Source organism: Kribbella sp. NPDC005582 (assembly GCF_040605415.1).
Classification (GTDB): Bacteria; Actinomycetota; Actinomycetes; order Propionibacteriales; family Kribbellaceae; genus Kribbella.
This window is the reverse complement of record NZ_JBEXCU010000007.1, coordinates 336,695-355,048: the sequence shown is the minus strand read 5'-3', so window position 1 is coordinate 355,048 and position 18,354 is coordinate 336,695. Positions and strand designations below refer to the sequence as shown.

The following is an 18,354-nucleotide window of genomic DNA, read 5'->3' as shown; positions in this document are numbered from 1 at the left end:
GGCGCGAACCATTTCCCGGCTACAGCGCCTTGAAGGAGACCAGTTCCAGGACGAGGTCGCCGGCTTCGTCGGACGCCGCTAGGTCGACGGAGGCGGAGATGCGCCAGTCGTGGTGGCCTTCGGGGTCGTCGATGATCTGCTGGACCTCCCAGTAGCCGGGGTGTTCCTCGACCATGAAGAGGGCGGGACCGCGGGCGGCCGGGCCGGTACCCACGGTGTCGTGTTCGGCGTAGTACGCCGTACCGGCTTCGGCCCAGCGGCCGGCGTCCCAGCCGGCGTCGGAGTCGAGCTGGCCGAGCTCGGCCCAGCGGTGGCGGGCGACGAGTTCGACGCGGCGGAACATCGCGTTGCGGACGAGGACGCGGAAGGCGCGGCTGTTGAGGGTGATCCGGCGGGGGCCGACCGGGGTGACCTCGACCTCTTCGGTGACCGGGTTGGTGAGCTCTTCCCACTCGTCGAGCAGGCTGGAGTCGGTCTGGCGGACGACTTCGCCGAGCCACTCGATCAGGTCGGTCAGGTCCTCGTTGGCCTTGTCCGGCGGGACGGTCTGGCGCAGGGCCTTGTAGGCGTCGCTCAGGTAGCGCAGCACGATGCCTTCGGAGCGCGCGAGGCCGTAGTACTGGATGTACTCGCCGAACGTCATCGCCCGCTCGAACATGTCCCGGACCACGGACTTCGGGGAGAGCCCGGCCTCGGCGATCCACGGGTGCGTCTGCCGGTAGATCTCCAAAGTTGCCTCGAGCAACTCTTCGAGCGGCTTCGGCCAGCTGATCTCCTCGAGCAGTTCCATCCGCTCGTCGTACTCGATGCCGTCGGCCTTCATCCCTTGCACAGCCTCGCCCTTGGCGTGGTGCAGCTGCGCCATCAGGATCGCGCGCGGATCCTCCAGCGTCGCCTCGACCACCGACACCACGTCCAGCGCGTAGAGCGGATCCTCGGGATCGAGCAGGTCGAACGCCGCCAGCGCGAAGGTCGACAGCGGCTGGTTCAGCGAGAAGTCCTTCTGCAGATCCACGGTCAGCCGCAGGTACCGGCCGAACTCGTCGGGCTCCGGCAGCCGCTCGACCACGCCGGCGGTCACCAGCGTGCGGTAGATCTGAATCGCGCGGCGGATCAGCCGCCGCTGCGCCTTGGCGTCCTCGTGGTTGTCCTGCAGCAGGTGCCGCATGCTCGCGAACGCGTCGCCGTCGCGGGCGATCACGTTCAGCAGCATGGCGTGGTTGACCCGCATCCGCGACTGCAGCGGCTCGGGTTCGGCGGCGACGAGCCGGTCGAACGTGTCCTCGCCCCAGGTGACGAAACCCTCCGGCGGCTTCTTGCGCTGGACCCGCCGCTGCTTCTTCGGGTCGTCACCGGCCTTCGCGAGCAGCTTCACGTTCTCCACGACGTGATCCGGCGCCTGGACGACGACCGTGCCCGACGTGTCGTACCCGGCGCGTCCGGCGCGACCGGCGATCTGGTGGAACTCACGCGCCTTGAGGATGCGCTGCCGGCGCCCGTCGTACTTGCTGAGCGCGGTCAGCAGCACCGTGCGGATCGGTACGTTGATACCGACGCCGAGTGTGTCGGTGCCGCAGATGACCTTCAACAGACCGGCCTGTGCGAGCTGCTCGACCAGCCGCCGGTACTTCGGCAGCATGCCGGCGTGGTGGACGCCGATGCCGTGCATGATCAGGCGCTGCAGTGTCTTGCCGAACCCGGAGCCGAACCGGAAGTGCCCGATCAGCTCCTTGATCTTGTCCTTCTCCTCCTTCGTGCAGACGTTGATGCTGGTCAGCGCCTGCGCGCGTTCCAGCGCCGACGCCTGGGTGAAGTGGACGACATAGACCGGAGCCTGGTGGGTCACCAGCAGCTCGGTGAGCGTCTCGTGCAGCGGCGACGTGACGTACTTGTAGATCAGCGGGACCGGGCGCTCGCCCGACGAGACGATCGCGGTCGGCTTGCCGGTCCGGCGGGACAGATCGATCTTGAACCGCTCGACATCCCCGAGCGTCGCCGACATCAGGATGAACTGCGCGTGCGGCAGCTCCAGCAACGGCACCTGCCACGCCCAGCCGCGATCCGGCTCGGAGTAGAAGTGGAACTCGTCCATCACCACCTGGCCGACGTCGGCCGCCGCGCCCTCACGCAACGCGACGTTCGCCAGCACCTCCGCCGTACAGCAGATGATCGGCGCGCCCGCGTTCACCGACGCGTCCCCGGTCAGCATCCCGACCTTGTCCGCACCGAACACGTCGCACAACGCGAAGAACTTCTCCGACACCAGCGCCTTGATCGGCGCCGTGTAGAACGTCCGCTTCCCGTGCGCCAGCGCCGCGAAGTGCGACCCCGTCGCCACCAGGCTCTTCCCCGACCCGGTCGGCGTCGACAGGATCACGTTCGATCCCGTCATCACCTCGATCAACGCCTCTTCCTGCGCCGGGTACAACGAGATCCCCTGCTCCGCCACCCACCGCGCGAACGCGTCGTACAGCTCGTCAGGCTCGGTAGTCCCCGGCAACATCTCGGTCAGCGTCATCAACCCTATTGTCCCTCACCGCGCCGGGCGTCTCGCCGCCACCACGATCCGCGGGTGCCGCCCGGCGACAGCCACGTCGTACACGCCCCGCACTCGCCACCCCGGTGCCGTGGCCAGTTGGGCCGCCTGCGCGTGGTTGAGGATCGCTACCAGCAGGCCGTCCGGCCGCAGCACCCGTCGCCACTGTCGCTGGTACGGCGTGAGGTCGCCGATCCCGATCCGTACATCCCACGGCGGATTGGTCAGGATCCGGTCCACGGGGCCGCTGAGCCGCGCAGCGTCCCCGACCCGCCACCGCACGTCAGCCGTGCCGGCCGAGTTGACCTGCGCGGCGGTGATCGCTGCGGACGACAGATCGCTTCCCAGGTACGCCGCGCGGGGCTGAACAGCATGCGCCTCGAGCAACACTGTCCCCGCTCCACAGAACGGGTCGAGCACGAGCTGTCCGGCAGCCAACCCAGCTAGGCGGGCCATGGCCGCGGCCACCGGTGGATGCAGGCTCCCGACCACAGTCCGCTGCCGCCACGCCCGCCGATGCAGCGGTACGTCGTACGGCCGCAGGGCGACCCACATCGTCTTCCCGTCCAGTACGACCCGCCACTCCGACCGCTCTGCCGGCGGCGTGCTCCCGTCCCGACGGGAGTGGTACGCCCCGCCGAGCAGGGTTCCGATCAGATCCTCCACGTCGTACCGATTGAAGTTCCGCGAACCGTCGAGGGACGCTGTCACCGCATAGGCGCCCTGCCTCGGCACCATCAGTACCCGCCTCAGCGCCGCACCCGCCGACGCCAGCCCGGCCTTGAGATGTCCTGGATCACCGACAGCCGCCCGTACGACGAACAGGTCGTCAGCCAGTCGTGGGGGAGCAGCGATGAGTTCTGTCGTCGCATCGACGACCAGTTGCCGTCTGGACACCCCGGCCACCTGGTGTCCCGCTGCGGCGACCTCCTCGGCCGCCATGCTTTCCAAACCCGTCACAGTGCGCACAAGCACCAAGGGCATGCGTTTTCTCCCGGTGAGCAATCGGGGGCAACCTCATGGTCGCCCCCGCATCGCTGACAGCGGGCAATTGCCTCGAGCTGACCAGCGGGAGGTCAGGCCGCCGGGAAGAAGTACGCGTACATGCCCTGCATGATGGCAGGGGCCGCCCGCGGGGTTCGACCGATTTTCAGTGCGTGTCGAGCAGGCCTCGGGCGGCGGCTTCGTCCTTGGGCCAGACGTAGACGGTCCAGCCGTCGTTGGTGCGGGCGGTGGTGGCCTTGATGCCGAAGTCCTTGAGTTTGGAGACGGTGACGCGGGCCTGGTTGTAGGTGGGCTCGGTGCGGACGTCGATGAGGAGGCCGAAGGCGTCGCGCTCGGCGGGGCGGTCGTCGATGCGGCGGACCAGGGAGCCGCGCTTGGCCTTGGAGAAGGCCCAGCGGCACAGCAGCACCATCACGCCGGCGAAGGCCAGGGCGACGACGGGGAAGAGGAAGTACCGCTCGGCGAACACATACCCCATTGTCGCGCAGAAGAAAATCTCGTGGGGTCTTGGCAACCTTCCGTGTCTCCAGGGAGTCTTTACCAACACAACGCTGAACAGCGGCCGATCACTCGGGGGCCGCCGGACGAGCGGAGGGCACGGACATGCACGCACCGACCCATGACAACGTCATACACCTGACCGGCATTCTGGACGTCCGCTCGGTGGGCGACGTCCGGCAGACTCTCAACCACCTCATCGACACCTCGCAGGGCGACGTGATCGTCGACCTCGAAGCCGTGGACGCCGTCGACGCGACCGGCCTGGGTCTCCTGGTGGCGACCCATCGCCGGACCCAGCTACTCGGCCGGCAACTGGTCCTCTGGCACCCACTCCCGTCCGTCGTGCGGATCCTGGCGGTCACGCGGCTGCACCGCATCCTGCACGTCGAGCGGACACCACTACCGATGACCGCCTGACTGTGATGTAGGCCCCTCGTGACACGAGTCACGAGGGGGCGACTCACAAGGTCACACAGTCCTACTCTCGGGTACATGACGACTGGTGAGCGGGACCGGCCGTGGGTGATGCGGACCTACGCGGGGCACTCGTCCGCGGCGGAGTCGAATGCGCTGTTCCGGCGGAACCTGGCCAAGGGGCAGACGGGGCTGTCGGTGGCGTTCGATCTGCCGACACAGACCGGGTACGACGCTGACCACCCGCTGGCGAAGGGCGAGGTGGGCAAGGTCGGGGTGCCGGTGGCGCATCTGGGGGATGTGCGGGCGCTGTTCGACCAGATCCCGCTGGCGGAGATGAACACGTCGATGACGATCAACGCGCCGGCCATGTGGATGCTGGCGCTGTATCAGGTTGCCGCGCAGGAGCAGGGCGCGTTGCCGTCGGAGCTGACCGGTACGACGCAGAACGACATCGTCAAGGAGTACCTGTCACGCGGCACGTACGCCTTCCCGCCGGACGCATCGCTGCGGCTCACGACCGACCTGATCGCGTACACGGTCGCGAATGTGCCCAAGTGGAACCCGATCAACATCTGCAGCTACCACCTGCAAGAGGCCGGTGCGACTCCCGTGCAGGAGCTCGCATTCGCCCTCAGTACGGCGATCGCCGTACTGGACCGGGTGCGGGACGGCGGGCAGGTGGCGCCGGAGCAGTTCGGTGATGTGGTGCAGCGGATCTCGTTCTTCGTGAACTCCGGGGTGCGGTTCATCGAGGAGATGTGCAAGATGCGTGCGTTCGTCCAGCTGTGGGACGAGCTGACGCTGGAGCGGTACGGCGTCACGGACGCGAAGGCACGCCGCCTGCGGTACGGCGTACAGGTGAACTCGCTGGGTCTTACCGAAGCGCAGCCCGAGAACAACGTGCAGCGGATCGTGCTGGAGATGCTCGGCGTCACGCTCTCCAAGAACGCCCGGGCGCGTGCGGTGCAGTTGCCGGCGTGGAACGAGGCACTCGGTCTCCCGCGGCCGTGGGACCAGCAGTGGTCGCTCCGGATGCAGCAGGTGCTCGCGTATGAGTCCGACCTGCTCGAGTACGACGACATCTTCGACGGCTCGCATGTCGTAGCAGCGAAGGTGGCTGAGCTGGTCGCTGGTGCGCGCGAGGAGATCGATCGTGTGCAGGCGATGGGCGGTGCGGTCGCGGCTGTGGAGAGCGGATATTTGAAACAGGCTCTGGTCGGTTCGCATGCCGAGCGTTGGCAGCGGATCGAGTCCGGTGAGCAGGTGGTCGTCGGCGTCAACAAGTTCGAGAACACCGAGCCCTCGCCGCTGACCGCTGACCTGGACACTGCGATTCAGACTGTCGATCCGGCCGCGGAACAGGCCGCACTGGACTCCCTGCGCGAGTGGCGAGCGCAGCGGGATCAGAAGGCGGTTGAGACCGCTCTGGCGAAGCTACGTGAGGCTGCCAAGGGCACCGACAACCTGATGCCCGCAACGCTGGAGTGTGTCCGGGCCGGCGTCACGACGGGCGAATGGGCCGGTGTGCTGCGGGAGATGTTCGGCGAGTATCGCGCACCTACGGGTGTCTCCGGGTCGGTCGGTGTCTCGGCCGGCGGCGAAGCAATCGCTAAAGTGCGCGAGAAGGTCGCCACGACCTCCGAAGAGCTGGGCGGCCGGCTGCGGTTCCTGGTCGGCAAGCCTGGCCTGGACGGTCACTCGAACGGCGCCGAGCAGGTCGCGGTCCGAGCGCGCGATGTCGGCTTCGAGGTGATCTACCAGGGCATTCGGCTGACTCCGGAGCAGATCGTCGCGGCCGCGGTCGCCGAGGACGTGCACTGTGTCGGGCTGTCGATCCTGTCCGGATCGCACATGGAGCTGGTCCCGGCGGTCGTGGCGGGACTACGTGAGGCCGGTCTCGAGGATGTCCCGGTGGTGGTCGGCGGGATCGTGCCGGATGCCGACGCGCGGGCGTTGCTGGCAAGCGGCGTCGCTGCCGTCTACACGCCGAAGGACTACGACCTGACCGGGATGATGTCGGACATGGTCGACGTGATCCGGGCCGCGAACAAGCTGTAGCCGACGCGCGAAGGTTTCTGTCAGCAATCGTTGTCCAGTGGTAGGTTCCTAACTTCCGACATCGCCCCTCTGTCGAGAGGTCCTGCCATGCCTCGAACCGTGCCTATCGTCCTGACCACGATCTTCGCCGCCCTAGCAGTCCTGGGATCCAGCCCCGCCGAGGCCGACGTCCAGGCCGCTGGCTGCGACGCAGCCGCGGCCGGCTACACCCCGGCCCTGCAACTCAACCTGCCCACGTCGGCGAACTGGCTCAACACCACACCGCCGTACAGCCTGAACAACACCGCGGCGATCGGCTCCAACTTCGATCGGGTCGGCTACTGCCTCGAGCTGAACGGCCCGAACGGCGTGCAGTGGGTGTGGACGGCGATGGCGCCGTTCACCAGCGACGCCAGGCGGCTGGGTCTGCAGACCGCCACCGGCCAGATCTTCCGGCAGCAGGTCGGCGACCTCGAGGTCGCCTCGAACGTCGCCGGTGTGACCACCGGGAGCGGTCAGACCGGCTACATCGAGATGTGGCCGAACCAGTACAGCGGATCCGCCAGCGGCCAGGTACCGAACGCCTCCGCGAGCACGTACGACGCCGATGACAGCCCGACGACCGTGATCGGCCACGGAACCTTTCAGATCCATCAGATCGGCGCCACCAAGCCGTCGACCGTTCCGGCCAAGCCCGTGCTCTCGATCAACAGGTTCACCGAATCGGCCAGCGATGTGCTGGGGCTCGGCATCGGCACTAACCCCAGCGGTGCGCCCGACTGGACGCTGACCGACAACGCGGCGACGTACACGCAGCGCAAGCTGACGGTCTACGCCCGGCCGTCGTTGGTGAAGCTGACCGAGATGCCGCAAGACCTGAAGCTGATTCCGCGGGACAGCGCGAACGGCGCCAACCCTGCGGTCGCCGGCGAGGTCACCGCTGCCGGAGTCGATCACGTCGAGCTAAGCGTCACCGGTCACGGCGAGACGCAGACCTTCACCGCCCCGGCCTCCGCGCCGTTCCGGTTCACTCCGCGCATCGAGGCGGGTCTGTGGGAGTACGCCTTCGAGCTACGAGCCGTCGGTCCCGCCATCGACCGCGTCGTGGCCAAGCGCACAGGCATCGTCTCCGGCGACGTGTACGTCGTCCAAGGACAGTCGAACGCCGAAGCGGCCAAACGCACAGGTGCCGCGAACGTCGAGGAGTCGCCGTACCTGCGCAGCTTTGGCAGCTCGAACGCCGAATCGGCGATCTCCGGCGCAGACCGGGTCTGGCACTACGCGACTGGTGACGTGACGCAGCAGTCCGGCTCAGCCGGCCAGTGGGCGATCCGCATGGGCCGCAGGATCGTCGACACCTACGGCGTCCCGGTAGCGCTGTTCAACGGCTCCCACGGTGGCAAGCCGATCAGCTTCTTCCAACGCAACGACACCACGCCGAACGACCTCTCCACGAACTACGGACGACTGCGCAGTCGCCTGCAGGCATCAGGCGTGCTCAGCAAGGTCAAGGGCGTGCTCTGGTACCAGGGCGAGGCGGAGAGCGACAACGCGTCCGTCCACATCAGCGGCTTCACCTCGTTGCTGGCCGACTGGCGGACAGAGATGAGTGCTGCCAAGTACTTCGTCTACCAAGTCCGTACGTCGCCCTGCAACAACACCACGGCCATCAACCTCCGCGAGGCCCAGCGCAAACTCGGCGACACCCACAACGTCACGCTGCTGTCGACGAACGGCCTGTCCGGTCACGACGGCTGCCACTACGCCTATGCCGACGGCTATCGCGAGATGGGCGACTACACGTTCGCCGTACTGGCCAGAGACCTGTACGGCGGCCCCTCGGCCGGCGTGGCTCCGCCGAACCCGGCGAGCGTGACCAAGAGCGGTACGACGCTCACAGTGAAACTGCGGTCGACCGATCCGCTGACAGTGGACTCCGGAGTGGGAGCCGACTTCCGGCTGGTCGGCTCCACTGTCACGGTCACCTCGGTCGTCTACCAAGCCGATGGCTCACTCCGACTCACCTTGTCCGGTACGCCGACCGGTGCGACCGCACTGGTGTACCAGGGACACCTCAAGGCGGGACCCTGGATCACCAACACCACCGGAGTCGGCCTGCTGGCCTTCAGTCTGCCCATCTAGGCGCCCATCTTCTCGTCGACCAGGTCCTGGACGGCCTTCGGAATAGTGGTCTCGAAGTCGAGCAGCTTCGCCCACGTGAGCGTCACGGTGATGAGGGTCATCTCCGTGTAGAGGCCCTTCACGCCGGCCACCCAGCCCAGGTACTGCTCCTCGTCGGCCATCACCTTGCGGCCGGCGATCAGGTAGCCCTCCGGGATGCCCGGGTACAGCTCGACCTCGGCGGTGCCGCGGAGCAGCAGGACCTTCGGCGGGAACGCGGCCTTGTCGATGGTGAGGGCGACCTTCGGGTTCTTCTTGAGCGCGGCGACCTTGGCCGCCTTCGGCACGGTCGCGATCAGCAGCTGGTCGCCTTCCATCCAGAAGCCGATCGGAACCACCCGCGGGTCGCCGTCCAGGCCGTTGTACGCGAAGCGCGCCGGCTCCGGGCCGTTCAGCAGCTGCTGGGAGTAGGGCTTGGCCAGGACCGCGGCGATCTCTTCGGGGTTCATCTCTCGCATCCAATCGTCAGGGGGTTGCTTTCACTGCTGGGACGGAGCCGCCCGGCGGTCTTCGACATCGATAGGTTGGGGAACTGTGGAATCTTTCGGATTCGGTCCCGGGACGGTTCAGGTCGCTGACGACGGCTCGGTCGCGCAGGTGCTGCACCCTGACGGCCGCGAGGTGCTACAGCGGCCGTGGGGCAAGGGTTTCCTGAGCACCGACCGCGGCAGCTACCGCCTCGACCACCCGGCGCTGGTGCGCTGGCGCAGCAGCGGACTCGACCTGCTCCATCAGCTGGGCGACCTGGAGCTTCGCGTCGGCCGCCGCTTCGGTGAGCACTGGACCGAGACGTACGAGCTGCGCAATCCGACCGCAGACCCGGTCCAGGTCGGTTCTCTCGCGATCAGTACGCCGTACCGCGATGTGTACCGCTCCAGCCGGGAGAGCCTCACGGGTGCTGTCCATGCGCACATCTGGACCGGTGGAGCGGACGCCTGGGTCTGGGCAGTCCCGATGGACGGCAGTAGTCCCGGCCTGGGGCTGCAGCTCAAAGAGGGTGAGCTCTGGGCGTACTCCGTCGAGGCACGCGAGCCGAAGAGCGGCAGCAACACCCGCGGTCACCTCTACCTCCATGTCACCGACCACGCGCGCGCTCCGCACGCCATGGGCGGTCAGCCGCAGCTCACGCTCGCCCCAGGGGCGTCGTACCGGTGGACCTGGCAGCTCGGCTGGTACGACGATCTGTCCGCCTTCCACGCGGATCGGCAGCCACGGCTCGCGGCGGACCAGCTGGCGGCCGAGGTGGGGGAGACGATCGAGGTGCGCGGCCACGGTCCCGTCACCAGCGACCAGCCCGGACTCAAGTACGTCGAGGCGGATGGTGCGCGGATCGCGCTGCTCTTCCATGAGCCGCTGCGCGTGATCGCAGAACGCCGAGTGCGCTTCATCCTCGATCACCAGCGCCGCCCGGAGCTGTCGGACAGCCGCCAGCACGCCTTCGTCCCGTACGACGTCGAGAGCGGGCTGACTGTGCTGGCCGATGACTGGCGGGACTGGTCCGACGGCCGGGAGCGGATAGGCATGGCAATCCTGCTGCAGGAGGTCCGGGACCAGGGCTGGGGTGACCGGAGCCAACTCGACGAAGCGCTGGCCGGCTATGAGCGCTTCGTTCATGACTATCTGGTCGACGACAACGGCACAGTGGGCGAAGACAGCGACCACCGCGGCGATGTGCGGCTCTACAACTTCCCCTGGTTCGCGCGGTTCCTGCTCGGCCAGGGCGACCGTGAGGGTGCGGCGCGCATTCTCAACCGGTACTACGCGTTGGGCGGCGATCACTTCCTCGCCTTCGACCTCGGTCCGCTGCTGACCGAGCTCGGACTGCATGAGCACCTGATCCGGCACGCGCGCACGTTCATCGAGTACGGCGACGAACTGCCGCCGCATGAGGTCAACTACGAGCAGTCGATGGTGGCGCCCCTGCTGGAGCTGCTGGTGGCGGCGTACCGGATCGCGCCGGAGCAGATTGACGGTGCGGAGCTCAGCCGCCGACTGCCGTGGCTCACCGCGTTCGCTGCCGACCAGCCCGACGTACGGCTGCGGCACGTACCGATCCGGCACTGGGACGGCTATTGGTTCGGGCGGCTGCGGCTCTGGGGCGACGTCTTCCCGCACTACTGGTCCGTGCTCAGTGCGATCGTGTACGGCGCTTGGCCGCGCGAGCTGGTCACGGAGTCACAGGCTGCTTGGCTGGACGCGGCAGCGGAGGCCATCCTGCGCGCGAACCTGGTCAACTTCGCCCCCGACGGTACGGCGACCTGTGCGTTCGTCTACCCGAGTTGCGTCAACGGTCAGCCGGCTCATGTCGCCGATCCGCTCGCGAACGACCAGGATTGGGCTCTCGTCTATGCATTGCGCCAATTGACTGCGCGTTCTATCGATAGAAAGTGTTAAAAGCACCATCTCAGGGTGAGAATTACCACCGGCAGTTTTCGAAAGATACCTACCTTCACGGGGGTGGCGAATGGTAACTTCACGACACCGAAGGCCACTCGCCCTGGTGGCCGGATCGTGGTGGGGGATGTGCCGTGGTCGCAGGAATCACCGCCGGCTTCAGCCGGCAGCCGGAGGACTTGTCCGAACACGAGAAGCTCGTCCGCGAGCTGCTCCCCGATGATGTTGCCGACGCCTACCTCGAGCTGACCCTCGCAGGTGCCCGGGTGGCCTACCCGGAGGATCCGATCGATCAGGAGCTGCTCAGCCGGCACCTGGCCTACCTGCAACACGCACCGGACGGTGTGCTGCTCCGAGCGGTCGATCCACTGATCGCTGTCACCGGACTGCTCACGCAGGTCCATCATGAGCTCACCAAGCAGCACGACCGCCTCTTACAGGGCTACGTCGCCGCTGCCGAGATGCACCAGCTCCAGCTGCACGACCGTCGGTCCGAGCAGGTGCCTTCGGTGCTGGCTCAGGTGCTGACCGATGCCGACGAGCTGACCGCACGCTGGACTACGTCGATCCACACCGTCCAGTGCACCTACCGGTCCATCCTCACCGATGACGGGCCTCCGGGCGCGCTGCCGTCACCGCTCAACGGCCAGTGCTCCGGCATGAAGTTCCGCGAGCTGTGTACGCCGGAGTACCTGGCTGCGCATGGAGCGCACCTTGCGATCAACGCGGGCGTCGAGGTGCGTACTGTCCGCGCCCTGCCGGCCCGGATGGCCATCGTCGACGACCACTTCGCACTGGTCGGTCTGGCCGGCGGCGGCAGTACTGGCGCTTTGCTGGTCCGTTCTGCGCCACTGGTCGCCGCACTGACGCAGTACTACGACCAGCTGTGGGAGAGCGCCACACCGGTCGTGCCGACGCAGACAAAGGGCATCGGCGAGACAGAGCGCGAAGTGCTGCGGTTGCTCGTGCACGGCCTCAAGGACGAGGCGATCGCACGGCATCTGCAGATCAGCGTCCGGACCGTACGGCGCCACATCTCGGCGATCATGGACTTCGTGGATGCGCCGACGCGGTTCGCTGCCGGCGCGGCCGCGTACCGCCTCGGTCTACTGGGGTGAACCGGAGCTGAACACTTCCGTGCTGCACTGGCCAGTTCTGGAAGTTGTCCACAAATGCTCTGTCGAGCCGGTCCTCGAGAGCCGCACTCTGAGGGCGTCCCGCCCCCAAGTTCTCGAGGTACCCCATGTCCGCATTCCCGAGATCTCGCCTGTTCGACGGGTTCCCCAGCCGCCACTCGGTGCGCTGGGTGGCCGTCACCGCCGGCTTGGCGCTGATTGCGACGGCCCTGCCCCACGACGCCGTCGCCGCGCCGCCGCCGATCACCCAGACCACCACCATCGACGACCTCCCGCTCGAGCGGCCCGACGACGCCTCCGCCGCGGTGACCGCGCGGATCACCGGCAAGCCGGTGCTGATCAGCGGCCGCACCACTGAGACCACCGAGTTCCGCGCGCTGCCCGACGGCCGGATCGAGGCCACCGTCGCCGGCGGTCCGGTCCGGATGCGCGACACCGACGGCGACTGGATCGACGTCGACGCCACTCTGGTCCGGCAGGCCGACGGGACCGTGGCGCCGATCGCGCATCCGTACGGCCTGAAGCTGGCCGGCGCGGCCGGTCCCGGTGACCACCAGCTCGTCTCGATAGGGGCCGAGGGCAAGCGTTCTGCTCTCGGCTGGTCCGGCCAGCTGCCCGCCCCGGAGCTGGACGGCACCATCGCGACCTACCGCGACGTGAAGCCGGGGGTCGACCTCGTCGTCGAGGCGACCCGCACCGGCTACGCGCAGCGGTTGCTGGTGAAGAACCGGTCTGCTGCGACCCAGCTGGCGCAGATCCGGATGCCGTGGGCCATGACCGGTCTCACGGCCAAGTCCGACGGCAAGGGCGGTCTCGCGGTCCGCTCCGGCAGCACGCAGTACGACGTACCGGCGCCGATGATGTGGGACGCGACGGTGGACCAGGCCTCGGGTGAGCACCTGCGCCGAGCGCCGGTCGGGCTCGGGCTGGCCAAGAACGCACTACTGCTCACGCCCGACGCAGCGTTCCTCAAGGACCCCAAGACGGTCTACCCGGTGACCATCGACCCGGCGCAGTCGGCGGGTGCGAGCTTCGACGCGTTCGTCGAGAGCTCGTACACGAACGACCAGTCCGCCGCGACGGAGCTGAAGCTCGGCACGCACGACGGCGGTACGACGAAGGCGCGCTCGTACCTGCGGTTCGACAACCAGGAGTGGCTGTGGGACAAGCAGGTCCAGTCCGCCACGCTGAACCTGTGGGAGCACCACTCCTACTCCTGCACCGCCAAGGAGTGGCAGGCCTACCGCACGCCGGACGTCACCAGTGCGATCCGGTGGTCGAACCAGCCGGCCTGGAACGACCGCGTCGGGACCTCGACCCAGACCAAGGGCTTCGGGTCCGACTGTGGCGACGGCTGGGTCACCATCCCGGTGACGGCCGCGTTCCAGTACACGGCGACCAACAAGCTTGCCAAGACGAGCATCGGCATCCGGGCGACGAGCGAGACCGACAGCTACGGCTGGAAGCGGTTCGCATCGCGTGAGGCGGCGTCGAACCCGCCGTCGGTGACGATCACCTACCAGACCAAGACGTCGGTCGACGCGGTCGCCACCGCGCCCGACACCACCTGCGCCACCGGTGCGACCCGGCCGTACATCTCCAGCCTGACGCCGCAGTTGCGCGCACAGGTCAGTGACGGTCTGGCTGCCAACGTGTACGCGAACTTCGAGTACAAGCAGGTCGGGGCAACTGCCACCACCACAGTGACCGAGGGACCGGGCGCATCCGGCTCATGGCTCGGCACCTATATCCCCGAAGGCACCTTCGCCGAAGGCGGCACGTACGCCTGGCGCGTGAGTGGCTCCGACGGTACGTCGCCTGGTGCGTGGTCCAACTGGTGTGAGTTCACCGTGGACACCATGTCTCCGGCCGCGGCTCCGACAGTGGCCTCGACGACCTATCCGGTCTCGGAATGGTCGGGAGCAGCCGGTACTGCAGGCACCTTCTCGTTCGGGGCTTCCGGTGTGAGCGATGTGGCGGCGTACGAGTACGGCGTCGACACCAACCCGCCGGACCAGGTCGTGAACGCGGCAACGCTCGGTGCCAGTACGTCGATCTCGATCACGCCGACCACCGACGGACCGCACACGATGTGGGTCCGCACGCGGGACCGGGCCGGCAACCGGTCGCCGCTGACGTCGTACCAGTTCGCTGTCGGCGGGGGAGCGGTGCTGAGCCCCAAGCCCGGTGACGTGAGTGCTGCCAAGACCGCGATCACCGGTGTCGGCCGCAGTACGGCGACCGGTGTCACCTACCAGTGGCGGCGCGGCGACACGGACACCTGGACCAACATCCCCGCCGGTCACGTCACGCTGGCTTCCGGTGGTGGCGCAGTGACCTGGCCGCTCCCGACGTCAGGCGGTGGCCAGTTCCCCAAGCTGAACTGGGATCTGGAGGCCACCCTCGCATCCGTCGACGCACTGTCGATTCCGCGTGACGGACCCGTGCAGCTCCGCGGTGCGTTCAGTGGCGGTACGGCGGCCAACTCGGGCGGTGTGAAGCTGACCTTCGACCGCAATCTCGCGACGGCGGCCTCGAAGCCGATCGGACCGGGTGATGTGAACCTCCTGACCGGCAACGTCACGCTGTCGGAGACCGACGTCACCGTCGAGGCCTATGGCAGCGACCTGACCGTCAGCCGCACCTACAACAGCCGGCAGGCGACCAAGACCGACCCGTCCGGCATGTTCGGTCCGGGCTGGATCTCCGGTGCGATCGTCGACGAGGCAGAGACGCCGTACACCTCGCTCGAGGTCTTCGGCTCGCTCCGCCAGATCGGCACGCCCGACGGCGACACAGTCGGTTTCACCGCCCGCGACGGCGTCAACTTCGACCCTCAGGTCGGCCAGGAGACGCTGAAGCTCGTTTACGCCAGCACCACCGACACCTACAAGCTCACCGACGACCGTGGCACCGCTGTGGTCTTCGGCCGGGTGACCGGTTCGGCGGCGGGCAAGTACTTCCCGACGACCACCACACTGCCGGGCTCCAACCAGACCACGTCGTACTCGTGGGAGAAGGTGACCGTCAACGGGGCTGACGTGGTGAGGCCGACCAGAGTGGTCGCGCCGGTACCGGATGGCGTCAACTGCACCACGCTGTCCCGTGGGTGTCGCGCGCTGAGCTTCACCTATGCCACTGCCACCACGGCGACCGGTAGCACGCTCGGCGACTACGTCGGCCGAGTGAAGCAGATCTCCTTCACTGCTTGGGATCCGGATCTCGCCACGCCGGCGCTGCGGACTGTTCCGATGCGTCAGTACAGCTATGACTCGAGCGGGCGGCTCCGTGCGAGCTGGGACCCTCGGATCGGTACAAGTGCTCAGGAGACCTACAGCTACCAGGCCGACGGCGTACTGGCGTCGGTGAAGCCGGCCGGGCAGGATCCGTGGCAGCTCGCCTATGCCACCACGGCCAACGACCCCGGTGCAGGCCGCCTGCAGAAGGTGACCCGGGCGGCGGCGACCGAGACTGTGGTCTACAAGGTTCCGCTGACCGCGCCGTACGACCTGTCGCCGGCGCAGACCAAGCGCTGGGGACAGCCGGAGGCTCCGACCGACGCAACTGCTGTCTTCCCGGCAGACCAGCAGCCCGACGGTTCCAACTACCAGCGGGCCACTGTGAGCTACCTGGACGCCAACGGACGCTCAGTCAACGAGGCTGAGCCGGGTGGCGCGATCTCGGCCAGCTGGTACGACGGCTTCGGCAACGAGGTCCGCAAGCTCACTGCGGCGAACCGGGCCCGGGCGCTCAACCAGTCGCCGAACGACAACGAGACGGCCGAGCAGACGCTGGCCCAGAACTACTCGACCATCAACACCTACTCGCTCGACGGAGTGCGTCTGGAGACGGTGCTCGCGCCGGAGTCCGACGTACGGCTGGCCGATGGCACGCTCACCAAGGGCCGTGCGCTGACGCGTAGCTCCTACGACCAGGGCGCACCGACCAGCGGTGGTCCCTACAACCTGGTCACCACCGAAGACGCGCAGGTTCGCGTCTGGGGAACCGGCGGTACGACGGTCGAGGCCGACAAGCGGTCGACGACCACCGCCTACAACTGGTCTCTGCGCCAGCCGACCGTGGTCACTGTCGACCCCGGTGGCCTCGGGCAGGCGACACGCACCACGCTGGATCCGGTGACGGGTCTGCAGACCGCCACCACGCAGCCGTCCGGCGGGACGAGCACCAACACCCCAGCGACCCGCAAGACGATCAACTACCGAGCCACCTCCGGTTCCGGGTACGCCGAGTGCGACCTGCGACCCGAGTGGGCCAACCTGCCGTGCCGGGTACAGCCGGGTGGACAGCCCGCAACGGGGCCCGAGTTGGCGGCCCTGGTGACGACGTACGACATCTACAACCAGGCGCGCGTGGAGACCGAGAAGACGAGTGCCGGTGTGCTCCGCACGAGCACCACCACGTACGACGCCGCCGGGCGAGTGCTGGAGACCAGTGTGGTCGCAGCAGCCGGTTTGGGCAGCACACCGCCGGTCAAGCGCAACGTGTACGACGCTGCGACCGGTGACATCCTCCGCACGCAGTCGGTGGTCAACGGGACGGTCGTGTCCGAGGTGGTCCGTACCTACGACCCGCTCGGCCGGCTCACGTCGTACAAGGATGCCGATGGCAACTTGTCGACAACGACCTACGACCTGCTCGGCCGGAAGGCCACCACTAGCGACGGCAAGGGCAACCGCACCTACGGCTACGACTACCGCGGTCTGCTGACCTCCGTCACCGACGACCAGGCCGGCGCCTACACCGGCGACTACAACGCCGACGGTCAACTGATCACCGAGACCTGGCCGAACGGCGTGAAGGTCGATACCACCTACGACCCGAGCGGTAAGAAGTCCGGCATCACCTACAGCAAGCCAGGGTGTGCCGCTGCGGACTGCACGCTGTTCCGGGAGGTGCTGACCAGCTCCGGTCAGGGCGAGACCGGCAAGCGGGTCTCGACGTTGTCCGCTGAGGTCTACACGCAGGACAAGGTCGGTCGGGTCACCAAGGTCGAGGAAGTGGTCGGCGAACAGTGCGTCACGCGCGTCTACGGCTTCAGCACGGCTACTGACCGCAATGACGTCAAGGAGTACGCACCGGCGGCGGACGGCAGCTGCCAGATCGCTACACCGGCCGGCTCCAAGTCCTGGACGTACGACGCGGCCAGCCGGGTCACCAACACCGGCTACGTGTACGACGCTCTGGGTCGCACGACGACCGTCCCTGCCGCCGACACCGGTACGCCGGCCGCGGGGAACCTGACCGCGACCTACCACGCCGATGACCTCGTCGACACGATCACCCAGGGCGGACGGACCACCGACTACACCATCGACGTGATGGGGGAGCGGATCCGGTCCTGGACCGACAATGCGACCGGTGCGGTCGTGCAGAACGTCAACCACTACGAGGACGACGAGGACAGCCCGGCCTGGACCCAGGAAGGACCGGACCGCTGGACTCGCGTCGTCCAAGGCCTGGACGGCCTGACTGCGGTGATCGACAGCGACTCCGCGGTGGCCGAGTGGCAGGTGACCGACCTGTCCGGCGACATCGTGGCTACCATCCACGCCGGTGAGGAAGGCCTGTCCACCACCAACCAGGTCTCCGAGTACGGCCTGCCGGGTGACTCGGAGACTGTCGGCAAGCAGCGGTACGGCTGGCTCGGTGCGCAGCAGCGGGCCGCGGACGCACCGGCCGGCATCGTGCTGATGGGCGTGCGTCTCTACAACCCGGTCACCGGCCGCTTCCTGCAGATGGACCCGGTGTACGGCGGTAGCTGCAACGCCTACGAGTACACCTGTGCCGACCCGGTCAACGGAACCGACCTGGACGGCAAGAAGGGCTGCTGGTCGCCGTGGTGCCACTACAAGAAGACGAAGAAGATCCTGAAGGGCTGGGGCAAGTACTTCAACCGCTTCAAATACGTCCGCAAGGTGACCCGCAATCGCTACGTGCGCGCCTGCGCCGGCGGTGCGTTCCTGGTCATGACCGTCGACACCATCAAGAACGGCTGGAAGAACTTCCTGAAGAAGGGCAGGCGCTGGGGCGTCGCCGGGTGTGTAGGAGGCGTGATCGGCTACCACGCCCGCAGGAAGGGATGGTGGTGAGTTAGACAAGCAGGGTGGGCCGCTGCAACGGCCCACC

Annotated in this window: 10 protein-coding genes; 6 read left to right on the top strand and 4 right to left on the bottom strand. The window is 67.6% G+C overall.

What is annotated here, in order from left to right; all coding sequences use genetic code 11:
- Positions 1 to 19: 19 nt before the first annotated feature.
- The 3 genes from ABZS29_RS33420 to ABZS29_RS33410 form a co-directional block, all read right to left on the bottom strand.
- Positions 20 to 2,518 (bottom strand): DUF3516 domain-containing protein, encoded by a 2,499-nt coding sequence (locus ABZS29_RS33420; protein WP_355468127.1) that lies wholly within the window; start codon positions 2,516 to 2,518, stop codon positions 20 to 22.
- Between the two features lie 15 nt (positions 2,519 to 2,533).
- A complete protein-coding gene (locus tag ABZS29_RS33415; protein WP_355468125.1) occupies positions 2,534 to 3,433 on the bottom strand; it encodes a methyltransferase domain-containing protein in 900 nt (299 codons plus the stop codon).
- Between the two features lie 253 nt (positions 3,434 to 3,686).
- On the bottom strand, positions 3,687 to 4,019 hold the full coding sequence (locus tag ABZS29_RS33410; RefSeq protein ID WP_355468123.1) for a hypothetical protein: 333 nt from the start codon (positions 4,017 to 4,019) through the stop codon (positions 3,687 to 3,689).
- Between the two features lie 125 nt (positions 4,020 to 4,144).
- On the opposite strand from ABZS29_RS33410, the gene ABZS29_RS33405 reads away from it, so the two are divergent.
- From ABZS29_RS33405 to ABZS29_RS33395, 3 genes are all read left to right on the top strand, one after another.
- The gene (locus ABZS29_RS33405) at positions 4,145 to 4,459 is read left to right on the top strand and encodes an STAS domain-containing protein (RefSeq protein ID WP_355468121.1); all 315 of its coding nucleotides are present in this window, start codon (positions 4,145 to 4,147) and stop codon (positions 4,457 to 4,459) included.
- Between the two features lie 75 nt (positions 4,460 to 4,534).
- The gene (locus ABZS29_RS33400) at positions 4,535 to 6,517 is read left to right on the top strand and encodes a protein meaA (RefSeq protein WP_355468119.1); all 1,983 of its coding nucleotides are present in this window, start codon (positions 4,535 to 4,537) and stop codon (positions 6,515 to 6,517) included.
- Between the two features lie 87 nt (positions 6,518 to 6,604).
- Positions 6,605 to 8,638 carry a sialate O-acetylesterase gene (locus ABZS29_RS33395; protein WP_355468117.1) on the top strand — a complete coding sequence of 678 codons (2,034 nt, stop codon included), beginning with the start codon at positions 6,605 to 6,607 and terminating at the stop codon, positions 8,636 to 8,638.
- Here ABZS29_RS33395 and ABZS29_RS33390 read toward each other — a convergent pair.
- Complete coding sequence (locus ABZS29_RS33390) at positions 8,635 to 9,126, bottom strand: pyridoxamine 5'-phosphate oxidase family protein (RefSeq protein WP_355468115.1); 492 nt, start codon at positions 9,124 to 9,126, stop codon at positions 8,635 to 8,637. The genes ABZS29_RS33395 and ABZS29_RS33390 overlap by 4 nt on opposite strands.
- An 85-nt stretch (positions 9,127 to 9,211) precedes the next feature.
- Between ABZS29_RS33390 and ABZS29_RS33385 the strand changes: the two genes are divergently transcribed.
- The 3 genes from ABZS29_RS33385 to ABZS29_RS33375 all read left to right on the top strand — a co-directional run bounded on the left by ABZS29_RS33385 (position 9,212) and on the right by ABZS29_RS33375 (position 18,317).
- Positions 9,212 to 11,071: a hypothetical protein gene (locus ABZS29_RS33385; RefSeq protein ID WP_355468113.1), complete on the top strand. Its 1,860-nt coding sequence runs from the start codon at positions 9,212 to 9,214 to the stop codon at positions 11,069 to 11,071.
- 134 nt (positions 11,072 to 11,205) lie between these two features.
- Positions 11,206 to 12,189 (top strand): helix-turn-helix transcriptional regulator, encoded by a 984-nt coding sequence (locus tag ABZS29_RS33380; protein ID WP_355468111.1) that lies wholly within the window; start codon positions 11,206 to 11,208, stop codon positions 12,187 to 12,189.
- Positions 12,190 to 12,314: 125 nt separating this feature from the next.
- On the top strand, positions 12,315 to 18,317 hold the full coding sequence (locus ABZS29_RS33375; protein WP_355468110.1) for a DNRLRE domain-containing protein: 6,003 nt from the start codon (positions 12,315 to 12,317) through the stop codon (positions 18,315 to 18,317).
- The last annotated feature ends 37 nt before the right edge of the window (positions 18,318 to 18,354 follow it).